The following is a 12788-nucleotide window of genomic DNA, read 5'->3' on the forward strand; positions in this document are numbered from 1 at the left end:
ATATATTTAATGACTAATTGGTTATTTATAATGAATAGTAGTCGACTTACAATATTTAGAACGGAGGAGAAATGAATTGATCAGAAAAATCTTTATCGGGATTTTGTCATTTACTATCTTAATCCAAACTGTGATTGTTTCAAACTTTAATGTTGTTTATGCAACTACTGAAGAGCAACAACAAAAAGTTATTAAGTTAGAAAAAAAATCAACTAATAATAATATAATTTTAATAAAAGATGCTGTTAAAGATAAAGAATATAAATTATCTTTACCAAAATCTTTTAGTTTAGATGAGAAAAAGACAGGCAAAGAAGTTGAATATAACAAAGAAAAAAATGAACTAACAATTATAGGAACAGGGGAAGAAATAACGCTATATTTACTTGCTTCTCAAACAGGAAAATACGAACTTGAACTAAAAGAAGGGGACAAAGTACAAGCCAAGTTAGATTTAATTGTAAAAAATGTAGATGAAGAAGTCGCAAAAACAGTCGAAAAATCAAATAGACAGTTACTGCGTTCATCCATTTCGGATAAACTATTTCTTCAAGCTGATTCAAGTAAAGCCACATTAGCTAATTATACAGAACAAATAACTTTTAACTATTCTATTAATTTTCTAGATGGTTCTACGACATTGAAAAACGGTAAATTAGTAATAGATTTTAATAACTCTAATCTTGAACTAGTGAATTATCCTAAAGATACAGCAGCAAATAGGAATATAAAATCAACATCTTATAGTGCGATTACAGGTAAATTAACCATTAACTTAGTGGATAATATATCTAGTGGTGCTCCATTTGATATTCCAATCGTTGTAAGAGCTGGTTATGGTGCAAAGCCAGGAGTACCAATGAATCTAAAAGCTACACTGTCAGGAGAGAACAGTGCTGGTGCCACATATACACCAGCAGAAAAAACAACCACCGTTAATTTAGAAGAAAATAGCAGCAATCTAGACTATAGCCCAATTACAGCAGGTGATAATAGCTGGGCTTTTAGTATGAAAGAACTCGCATTTTCACTTAAGCCAGGTGGATATACCATCCAATGGCCTGAAATCCAGAAGAAAAGTTCGGAAAATAAAAGTTTCAAAAATTTAAAATTAGAATTTCTTAAAGAAAATGGTGGGGATATTATATCTGTTAATACGGCAGATCCTTACGTAATTAGATTCGGAGAGCCTTATTGGTCACAGCTTAGCACAGTTAATGGTAAAGCAAATGTACTTGTTAATGATGATGAGAAACAAGTAGTCGAATATGGACCCATTAACGCTAATATTTACCAAAGAATACAGGTATCAATGGCAGCGAAAATACCAGCAGATGCGGTTAAAGGAACAGAGTATACTGGTACGGTAAATGTATATGATGAAGATATTTTGGTAACTTCCATTAAAATTAAGACCGAAGTGACTGACTCAGCGACTTCAATAGCTGTTGATAGCAAAGTTTCTAAAACAAGCATATCAGAAGGCGATGTACTGGAATGGGGATTCATGCCTAGAATATCTTCTGCGGCACCAGGTGTTAATGATTTAGAAATTGTAGCACCAATTCCTAAAGGGATTAAAGTACTATCTTACATCCCGAACAATAACTCAATGGCAAGTATGAAAAAATTAGAGTACTATCAGAATGGTAAATGGGTATCAATGGCTCCACAAACTTCTAGTGGTTGGGATTTTTCAAAGATTGACCAGTCTGTTAATCGTATTGAAAAGCTAAAACTTACTTCTAGAGACGGAATTATTAATGATAAAGATATGCCGCCGTATACTCATGGAACAATACGAATGCAAAATACTGGTGTGAAAGCAGGAGAATCCTTTACACTCCAACCAGAATCTATCACTTATACAGACTCTGATAAAACCAGTAAAGCAATTGATACAACTGCAAGTAGCTATGAAAAGAAAGTTCAAGTAGTAGAAAAAACTTCTACTCCAGCGAAAATAAATGGCGATGTTTTCTTATCTTCAACTGCTGGTATTTATGGCAAAGGATTTGAAAGTACAATTTTTTTTAATGGCGACAAAATTGCACAGTCAGTTCGTTTAGGCTCATACGGAAGTAAACTAGAAAATCCATATATTTTTGTGGTAGTACCAAAGGGTATCGATGTAGAAACTATGAAAAATTTCATTCAACAACCGTATAGAAGTATATTAAATTATACGTATGCTCCTGCTAATGGAACGAATACTCTTTACCCTAAATCCAGTGCAGATGTTAAGGGAAAAGAAACTTTATCAGATGGTTCCACATTGTATTACTGGGAAGCGCCGGATACTGGTTTAGCACCAGGCATGGAAAATTGCGAAATGCTAGCCTTAGATTTAGTTTTTAAATTAAATAAAGCAAACAGTGGCGCAAATAAAGTAGAATTTGGTATGGGATCAATGACAGATTCCAGTTGGAATTTATATGGTGCTGCTAATTCAGGATTTGAAACAAAAGAATTATCTGCCGAATTACAATCCAAACTTCCCGGAGTAACATCTACTAAATACTTGTCTAAATCGAAGACGGCAAATGTAGGTGCATCTAATAGTATTGCAACTAAAATGAAAATTAAAGGAAGTCAAGATAACGACTTTGTTGATGTTAGTGCAAATACAGCTACTACAATTCCAGGTAAAAGAGTAGATTATAATTTAACATTTGAAAATAATGGTACAAGAAGTATGAAGAACTTAGAAATTATCGATATACTTCCGCACAAGGATGATCAGTATGTTTTAGGCACTGGTCCACGCGGATCGAAATTTTCGGTTATCCCAACTAGTGAAATTGAAGTTCTTGTTAATGGGAAGAAAAGTGATTCAGCAACTTTAGAATATTCAACAAGTAATACACCTGAACGTTTCGATGCAAACGGGGAGGATGTAGCAGGTGACCCTTGGCAAATCGTGGCACCAACAAGTATGGCAGATGTGAAAAGTTTCCGTATTAAGCTACCAAATACAGAATTCAAAGTAGGAGACGAAATCAGCCTAAACTTTGAAGCAATAGTGCCAACAGATGCTCCAAGAAATGGTGAAATAGCATATAACTCGATTGCTTACCGGATTGATAAGGAAACAAGTTCTGGTACAAGCAAATTAGCATCAGAACCCCCTCGTGGCGGAGTAAAAAGTACAAATCCATCAACAGATTTAAACATAGCCGGTAACTCTTTTTCCGATCTTAACAAAAATGGTGTACAAGATGCAGACGAACTAGGTTTAAACGCTGTTAAATTAGATTTATACAAAAAAAATAACAATGAATTTGAGAAAGTGGAAACCGTTTATACTTCCTCGGACGCTTTGGATAAACAAAAAGGTTTATTTGATTTTAATGGCTTGAGTAATGGAACATATAAAATAGCTGCTCATCTACCAAATAAAAATGCAGACTTTATTACTACCGGTCCAAATAAAATCGTAAAAGACTCAAAAGATGATTCGATTGGCTGGATAACAGTCAATAACTCTACAGAATTCACAATTGATGATTTGGCTAACGGAAATCCTAAAAATCTAGTTGGGATTCAAATTCCTATTTATATGGCAACACCTATAAAAGGCGCTGTTGTTTTTGTAAATAAAGACGGAGAACCAAAAATCACATCTTACGGTCAAGATTATGAAATAGCTTTATTTGATAAAGATGGAAATGAAGTACAATCAGCAATTAAAACGAATAGTAAGGGAGAATTTTCTTTTGATGATGTAGCCATTAAAAACCCAGCTGATTTTAAATTAAAAGTAACTGCACCAACTGGAACGAATTTTGTCTACTCAGCAAAAAATCCTTTATTTAATATGTCTACAAAGGAATATACTTTAAATAGTGTAGTTCCAGGCGTGGGTGGGGTAGCAGAAATTTATATTACTGAAACTAGTAAACCAACTACAAAGATTATACTAGATAAAGCAGTTACTCCAAATGCAATTACAATTGAATCAAGTGATGAAGCTACAGAAGTAACAAATGAATGGACAGTAGTAGATAGTAATGGAACAGTCGTTTATTCTGGAACCGGAAATACGATTCGTATTCCAAACGATGAAGGAACGTATATAGCTAAAAACACAGCAACAGATGAGGCTGGAAATACCGCTTCTGATGAAAAAACGTTTGATATAGATTATACAGTTCCGACATTAACAGTTAATCAAGATACATCAGCAGAAGTGAATAGTACTGAGGCAAATATTGATTGGATTAAGCCGTTAAATGTAGCAGCAACAGATACGCATGATGGAAATATCACGCCAGTAGTAGATTATAGTAAAGTTAAATGGGATGTACTTGGAACATACCCAGTTACTGTTACAGCAACAGATGCAAGTGGCAACAAAGCTACTCAAACAGTAAATTTACGCATAGTAGATACTACTTCGCCTACAATTTTAATAACGAATAATCCATTAACGTATTCTATCGAAAACATGCGAAAATTAACTGAACAAGAATTGTATAAAGCGGCAGGACTTATCGGTGGAGATAATTATGATTTAGCACCAGGTCAATCAGTCCAACCAAATAAACAGCCAATGGTATTTACTAGCAACTTTAGTACTATTTTTAGTGACATCGCTAGTGTGAAACCTGGACAATATCAAGTTCAAGTGAATTTAGCAGATTCTAGTGGAAATCAAGCTATTCCACAAACAATTACTATTAATGTAGTAGATACCATGGGACCAGTGATTAAAGCAGATAATGTGTCTTACCACGTTAATACAACAAAAACAGAAGCAGAATTCTTCCAAGATGCTCGTTTAGATGTGACAGATAACAATGATGATACAACTAATTTAATTATTACTTCTAATTTTGCAGAAAAAGTGAATTTGAATAAGCCTGGTAAGTATGAAGTAACCATCAGTGCTACAGATACTAAAGGCAATCAAACAACAAAAGAAATAACAGTTCAAGTAAGCAAGGATAAACCAGTCATTACTGCAGGTCCAAAAATAAGCTACCAAGGAAAAACCGAAGTAACAGAAGCTACCTTTTTAAGCGATATCCACGGGGAAGTAACGGATGAATTAGATGGTGATGTTAAAATTACTAGTGATTTTGCTAAAAAAGTAGATTTTAATAAAGTAGGAACATATACGGTTACTTTAAATGCGAAAGATGAATATGGTAATACTGCAGAACCTGTAAAAGTGTCAGTACGCATCTTTAATAAGATCGCACCAACTTTCAATAATGCTGATAATAAAACAATTGAAGCAGTAAACGAGTTACCATCATTAGAATCTATATTTAACATTGAAGCAAAAGACTATCTTTCAGGTAATAAATTAAAAGTAACTTATACACCAGATCAAACAATTAAAGGCAATGTTTTAGGTGAGTATTCTATTAAAGTCACAACGAAAGATGATTCAGGCAACACAGCTGAAACAACTGTTACTTTAACAATTAAAGATACAACAGGACCAAGCATAAAAATGACTAAATCAACAAACAAATTAGAAGTACAAAGCAAAGAACCGAATTGGATAACTTTCTTTGGAGTAAAAGCGACTGATATTGTTGATGGTGATGTAACAAAAAATATTAAAGTAGACAGTAGTGAAGTCAATCTTAATAAAGTAGGAACTTATCCTATCTACTTTACAGTTACAGATGCACTTGGAAATGAAGCTAGTAAATCAAAAAGCACAGTGCAGATTGTAGATACAAGTAGTCCTGCGCTAACAATCGACAAACTAGAAATTAGTTATCCAACAGGAAAAACAGTTTCTGATAAGCAATTTCTACAAGATATTGGTACTAAAGTTACAAATAGTTATGGAACAGTAAAAGTAACTACTAATCTAAGTAAAATTGTTGATTGGGACAAAGCTGGACAGTATAAAGTAACTGTAACAGCGACAAATTCATCTGGAGGCGTTGCTGAGAAAACGATTCTATTAACGGTCAAAAAAGCTGATTCAGCGTTTATAGCAATACCAAGTAAGAATGATAATAATAACAAACCAACAAAAAATATCCCAAAAACAGGAGATACTTTAAATACAGAGCTAATTGTCTTTGGTGTTATGTCGCTACTTGTTGGAGGATGGTTGTTCTTAAGAAGAAAAACAAAAGTAAAAACAAAGTGATTCATAATATTTGAAGAATGTTGTAAGACTCAAAAGTTAGACCTAAAACCGCCCAGAGGAATCTGGTCGGTTTTTTATTCGGCTTGCATTCTATATAACCAATAAAAATACGCCCCAAGAGTTAGATTTTTTGGTCTAACTTTAGGAGGCGCACTAAATTGAGTCCGTTCTTTTTTACAAATATTTAGTAATAAACTCACTATTCTGCGGTCGATCTTTCATTTCCAGTACAGATATATCATGGACGATACTATCCAGCTTAATTTGATCCATTTCAAGTTCTATTTTTTGTTGGAGAAGTTCATATTTACTTGAAAGTACTTGTTGGATATTGGCTCCGACGATGCAATCTGGGTTGGTTTTTGGATCGACATGGATTAAATTTGTGTTGCCTTCAATACTTTTATAAACATCTAGCAGCGATATTTCCTCGGGTGGCTTGGTGAGAATCGGATTCGCTTTACCAGTTTGTGTTGTAATAAGGTTTGCTTTTTTTAAATTGCTCATAATTCTTCTAATATTGGCAGGATTTGTTTTAACACTACTAGCGATAATTTCACTCGATAATAAATTCGTGTTTTTGAAAATCTCTATATAAGCCAAAATGTGGATAGCATCACTAAATTGGATGGAGTATTTCATTTTATTCAATCCTTTCAATTTTTCTTCTTGACTTATCTTATCATAATGTTTATTATAAAGGTGTAAATTATAAATGTACAGCTTAAATAATTAAAATTTTGAAGGAGTGGTTTAAATGACTTATTTAGTAACTGGTGCAACAGGTGGACTGGGTGGTTATGCCTTAAATTATTTGAAAGAATTGGTTCCAATGACAGATATTTATGCTTTAGTTCGTAGTGAAGAAAAAGGTGCGGATTTGAAAGCAGCGGGATTTAATATCCGAATTGGTGATTATAGTGATGCAGAGTCAATGAAACAAGCATTTGCAGGAATCGATCGTGTCTTGTTTGTCTCAGGTGCTCCAGGGAATCGGCAAGTAGAGCACGAAAATGTGGTGAATGCTGCAAAAGAAGCAGGCGTTTCTTACATTGCTTACACAAGTTTCGCAGACGCAGATAATTCCACAAGTGCTCTAGCGGCAGACCATATTTTTACAGAAAAAGTAATTGAAAAATCCGGAATTGAACATACATTCTTGCGCAATAACTGGTACTTCGAAAATGAAATGCCAATGATTGGTGGCGCTTTGAATGGTGGAAAATTTGTTTATGCAGCTGGAAATGGAAAAACTGGCTGGGCATTGAAACGAGAATACGCAGAAGTTGCTGCTAAAGCGGTGGCAGGAGCTCGTTTCCCTGAAATCTTAGAATTATCTGGCCCAGTAATGACATACGCAGAACTTACAGAAGCATTAAAAGAAGCTACTGGAAAAGATTTCGAAGTCATTTCTTCTGATGATAAAGGATTTGTCGAAAACCTGGTCAATGTTGGTATGCCACAACCAGTTGCAGAAATGTTCTTATCTTTCCAACATGATATAAAAAATAATCAACTAGATGTTACTTCTAGAGATTTCGAAAAAGCATTAGGAAAACCATTAACGAACCGTGTGGATGCGCTTCGGGAATTACTGCAATAAAATAAAAACGTCTATCTTCGCGATAGACGTTTTTTTATAGTTCATCATGTGCAAGCAACGTAAATTCACGAGCTAATTGATCTAAAAAATGCTTCTGCCAATCATGATCTCGTGTGGTGCCGTGTAAGTTAGTACTAAGCGTCAATTCACCGCGGAAAGTAGTAGCAGCGACTTGGAAAAACGGAGCATATTTTAAAGAGCCACAAATAAAACAATCCGTTAAAGTACTGCCTTCAAAAATAAGCTTCTCTTCATCAATAATACCGATGTTTGTAAAACTCGTTTTTGGAATAGAATACATTTTTTCAGAAGCTTTTTTCGCAAAAGAATAGCTTTTCTTCTTGAAAATCAGTTCCAACAAATAATAAATCCGTAAAGGAGTAAGACTGTTTTTTTGTGGATTAAGTGAATTTTTAACGGCTTGGAGGGTGCTCTCGAATGAAGTTAAGTCGTCATTTGCGTTAATTTGGCAGGTAATATTAGCTGTTAAGTTGGTAATTCCTTGGCTAGCTTTACCTGGCAAATATTTACGAAGATCTACTGGACAATCAATCGATAATTCATTTTGGTGCGTCGTCTGCTGAACTATTCGTACCATTGCGGCAAAAAAAACATCATTTACAGTTGCATCGTTTTCTTTCGCATAATGAACGATTCTGTCAAAAACCTCTTTTGGTAGCTTTGTCCAAATGATTTTCGGGTTTTTCGGGTCACCTTTGAGTGGAAATGGTGGGTTATAGACAGTTTTTCGATTTGTTTTTTCGGTAAAAATGGTTTTTATTTCTTTGCGTGAAAATTGATCGAAAACTTGTTTTAAATTTCTCGAGCCTAAACTCAAATTGGCTTGGTAGTTTGGGTTTTCCAATAGTTTCGAATAAAGTTCACTTAACAAATAAAGATATTCTTTAAAACCAGCACCATCAGCCAACATGTGATTCAAAATAATGACAAGTTTATCAGCCGATTCCGTACGGACGACAGTTAAGCGAATTTGTGGACCGTTTTCTGTAGATAATTTCCTCACTAGCGCCCGATTTACTTCAGCTTCGGGTTCGGTGGTTTTAATAAGGAAAACCAAATCCTCCGCTGAAAAAACACTTTCTTGCCAAAAAGCGCCTTTGTTCGTTTCTTTAAAATGGCAAAGTAATAGCGGAAGTTTTTTAGTAGACTGCATAACTGCTTTTTTTAGAACGTCTATATTTAAATGATTATCAAATGTAAGAACCGTATGCAAATGATGGTCATTTTTCATTTTTTCTCCAGAAATATAATGCTTAATATCAGAAGGTTCAGCGGGATAACTCGTGATTTTTACCATGGGATTTCCTTCTTTCTTCGGTTTAAATAGTTGTTAGTAGTTTCCCTGAAAGCCGGTTTGCGAAACTAAACCAAGTAACTCCAGTAAAAAAGAGCCATTCTGTTCGCGAACAGAATGGCTCTTTTTTTATTTATACATACTTTCAATTACTGGTTTTAGCTTATCGATTACAAGTCCGCTACCGCCGCGACCTTTGACGTTTTCGATCATTCCTACCATGAGGTAATTGGGATTGTCGGCATCGAAGGCATAAACAAAGCCATTTTCAAGGCCATCTTCGCCTTGTTTTTCTTTTAGTTCGGCTGTACCGGTTTTGGCTGCGATATTGTGACCTTGAATTTGTAGGGCGTGCGCTGTGCCTGCTGGGTCAGAAACAGTTTTGACTAAAGCTGCTTTGACTTGGTTAGCAGATGCGGCTTCGGTTGCTTGTGTTTCCTTGCCAGCTTTTTCTTTTGTATCTAGTTTTGGATAAGGCATTTTTCCGTCGTTGGCAATGGCCGAGTAAGCAATCGCTTGTTGAATTGGCGACATCAGTAATTCGCCTTGTCCGTAAGACGTATCAGCTAGTAAGATTTCTGAGTTCAGCCCGTCATTTGAAATTTGTGCTGGTTTCATTGTGAAAGGTAAGTTATATTCCTTATCAAAATCGAATTTTTTCAAGCCAGCAGTTAGTTTATCTTTGCCAATCTCTAGACCTTCTTGGGCGAAATAAATGTTATCAGAGTGTACAAGCGCGTCCGTCATATTTACTTTTGGAACATCATGGACACGAGTAACAAAGTATTTGCCCCATGAAGCATCTTTTTGCCACTGTAATCCAGAAATTTCACGGACTTTGTCGGGTTTGGTAATTCCAGTATCCAGCCCAATCGTTGCAGTAATCGTTTTAAAAGTAGATCCCGGTGCGTAACGATTTGCGTATCTTGCTAAGAAAGGAAGGCGTTTATCGTCATTATATTTTGCGTAATCTTCGGAAGTAATTCCTAGCACCATTTGATTTGCATCATAAGAAGGTGTGCTCACTAATGCTAATAGTTCGCCGTTTGTTGGGTTAATCATTGTCACTGCGCCAGTTTCAGAGCCAAGACTATCAAATGCTTTCTTCTGAACATCAGCATCAATAGTTAGTTTAATTTCTTCGCCGTCTTTTTTATCGATTTTTTGTAAAGTATCTTCTTGTTTGGTTTGATCATTGATAATTTTGATTGCGCCACCATTTTTACCGCGCAATTGTTTGTCATAGTAACGTTCTAAGCCACTTTTCCCAATGACATCGCCAACGCTGAGTTTTGGATTTTTTTCAATGTCTTCGGCGCTAACTTCACCGACATAACCAATCAAATGCGAGGTTGCTTCATTTAATGGATACGTCCGCATTTCTTTTTGAGCGTAAGTAAGCCCTGTTGCTTCTGGAAGTTTATCTTTATTTAAAGTAACTAGTGGCACAAAGCTATCTGCTTGAACCCATTTTTGATCGAGTTGTTTGTTGATGTAATCAGTTGAGACTTCTAGTTTTTTGCTAATATCAGCAATGTTTTTCACTTTTTCATCGCCTTCACCAAGCTTTGAAGGAACAACTCCAGCTTCGGCAAATTGGCCTGTAGTTGCAAGCGGTTTTCCATTTCTGTCAACGATTTGACCACGTTCTGCATCATCTTCTGTCATTCGAACTTTATCTGTTTTCACCATTCCTGGGAAAATTAGTGCCGGTTTCCAGTCGATTTTCCAGTCGTCATCTTGCTTGGAAATAGTTGTTTTATATTTTTGCGTAGCGAGTTTTCCAAGGCTTGTCCGCATTTCTAGTTCATATGTTAAGTTGAATTTGTTTTCTTTGTCATCATAGACTGACTTTAAATTTTTGACTTTAATATCTTTCGCACCAATTCCGTCGTAAACAGCTTGATACTTTTCTTCCATTTCTTTCTTTGTGAACTCTACTTTTTTCAGAGATTCACTTGAGACGCTATTTCCTAGTTTATCGTACTTTTCTTTAGCGATATTTGATGTAAAAGTTTCTGCGGCTGCTAAAGCGTTTTTTTCATCTTTATGTTGATTTTGGATGAAAAAATAAATGGCAATACCTGCGAGGACGACAACAGCAACAATACTTCCAATGATAATTGCTTTCTTGTTGTTACCTTTTTTCCCATTTAAATTAGCCATAATACACCCCTTAATTTCATGTTATATTCAATTAATTATACCAAACACTTCTAAAAAAGTTGAAAAAATTAAAGAAAACTTTAGATTTGCCCGACATATTTTTTTCTAATTCATGTCATAATTTGTTCTTATTTGCTTGGTAAAGTAGTGGTAACGAAAGGATGATGTTGGATGGAAGAGATGGAACAACCAGAAAAGAAGGTCATTATTCGTGGGAAAGGCATCCACAATAAATGGAAGTGGAGCACGATTATTGTTAGTATTCTTTCTGTCATAATTATTAGTGTTTTAAGTTATCAGCTGTATTCAGTTAGTCAAAATACCCCGGAAAATAATAATGGAACGATGCAAGGCCCTGGAGGAAACGGTGCGCCGAGTGGAACGCCGCCATCTGGTGAGCCAGGTCAGGCACCTTCAGACGATAGTTCGGATTCTGGAACAAGTGATAGTACTAATAGCGGCAGTACGCTTTAGAATACGCTAGAAGCCCTCTAAAATCATGTTTTTAGAGGGCTTATTCCAATCTTTAAAAAATCTTATGGAATTATCGCTCTCTTTTTTTGTCATTTTATTGTAATATGGAGGTAAGTTACAATAAATGAGGTGTGAAAAATGGCAAGACATGCACAAAAAAGAAAGGCACGTAAAGGTAGAATTTTTGGTACGATTCTTGTAGCCCTATTAATTTTAGTTGGTGTAGTTGCAGTTATAGGTTATTTTCAATATCAATCGAGCTTAAAAGAAGCGCAAAATGATAGTAAATTAAAAGAATACAAATTTAACGGTGCAAAAGCAGTTGGCGATGAGATTAATGTTTTACTTATCGGTAGTGACTCTCGTGGCGAAGACCAAGGGCGTTCAGACAGCTTGATGATTGCTCATTATAATACGAAAACAAATACGCCAAAATTAGTATCAATCATGCGTGATACTTATGTAGATATTCCAGGTCATGGCAAAAATAAAATCAACGCAGCTTATTCATACGGTGGTCCAGAACTTGTCCGCCAAACGATTAAAGAAAATTTTGGTGTAGATGTGCAGTATTATGTAGTAGCAAATTTCGAAGGTTTCCCTAAGATTGTTGATACAGTAGCACCAGAAGGCATCAAGATCAATGCAGAAAAAGATATGTCGAAAAATATTGATGCAAACATTAAAAAAGGCGAACAAGTAATGGATGGTAAAACATTATTACAATATGCCCGTTTCCGTAAAGATGCTGAAGGAGACTTCGGTCGAATTCGCCGTCAACAGCAGGTTTTAGAAGCGCTGAAAGAACAAGCTATTGATGTTGGAGATGTTACTAAAATTCCAGATGTCATCGGAAAATTACAAGGTTATTCTTCTACCAATATCCCGACTGGCACATTAATGTCAATTGGCGCAGATTTCCTACTAGGAAAAACAGAAACAATGGAAAAATTCGCGATTCCTGTAGAAGGAAAATGGCACAATGAAAGAATTGACGGAGCAGGAGCAGTTCTTCGTTTAGACGATATGGCTGCAAACGCGAAAGCACTACAAGATTTTCTTAAATAAATAAAGCAAAACACGGAAATCCATTCTTCGGATTTCCGTGTTTT

General features: G+C 35.4%; 7 protein-coding genes. 4 read left to right on the forward strand and 3 right to left on the reverse strand.

The window, feature by feature from the left end:
* The first annotated feature begins 76 nt into the window (after positions 1–76).
* Complete coding sequence (locus tag PQQ29_RS02665; protein ID WP_187983993.1) at positions 77–6118, forward strand: LapB repeat-containing protein; 6042 nt, start codon at positions 77–79, stop codon at positions 6116–6118.
* A gap of 174 nt (positions 6119–6292) precedes the next feature.
* On the opposite strand, the gene PQQ29_RS02670 is transcribed toward PQQ29_RS02665, so the two are convergent.
* Entirely contained in the window at positions 6293–6760 is a 468-nt protein-coding gene (locus PQQ29_RS02670; protein WP_003770511.1) for an Rrf2 family transcriptional regulator, read from the reverse strand.
* A 115-nt stretch (positions 6761–6875) separates the two neighbouring features.
* Between PQQ29_RS02670 and PQQ29_RS02675 the strand changes: the two genes are divergently transcribed.
* A complete protein-coding gene (locus PQQ29_RS02675; protein ID WP_003770512.1) occupies positions 6876–7721 on the forward strand; it encodes an SDR family oxidoreductase in 846 nt (281 codons plus the stop codon).
* A gap of 34 nt (positions 7722–7755) precedes the next feature.
* On the opposite strand, the gene PQQ29_RS02680 is transcribed toward PQQ29_RS02675, so the two are convergent.
* Positions 7756–9039 (reverse strand): condensation domain-containing protein, encoded by a 1284-nt coding sequence (locus PQQ29_RS02680; RefSeq protein ID WP_187983994.1) that lies wholly within the window; start codon positions 9037–9039, stop codon positions 7756–7758.
* Positions 9040–9165: 126 nt separating this feature from the next.
* Complete coding sequence (gene pbp4 / locus PQQ29_RS02685; RefSeq protein ID WP_003760497.1) at positions 9166–11202, reverse strand: penicillin-binding protein PBP4(5); 2037 nt, start codon at positions 11200–11202, stop codon at positions 9166–9168.
* A 171-nt stretch (positions 11203–11373) separates the two neighbouring features.
* Here pbp4 and PQQ29_RS02690 point away from each other — a divergent pair, with 171 nt between their 5' ends.
* Positions 11374–11676, forward strand: coding sequence for a hypothetical protein (locus tag PQQ29_RS02690; RefSeq protein WP_010990427.1), 303 nt, complete (start codon positions 11374–11376; stop codon positions 11674–11676).
* Between the two features lie 138 nt (positions 11677–11814).
* Positions 11815–12744: an LCP family protein gene (locus PQQ29_RS02695; RefSeq protein WP_003770521.1), complete on the forward strand. Its 930-nt coding sequence runs from the start codon at positions 11815–11817 to the stop codon at positions 12742–12744.
* The last annotated feature ends 44 nt before the right edge of the window (positions 12745–12788 follow it).

The sequence above is a fragment of the Listeria innocua genome (assembly GCF_028596125.1).
Classification (GTDB): domain Bacteria; phylum Bacillota; class Bacilli; order Lactobacillales; family Listeriaceae; genus Listeria; species Listeria innocua.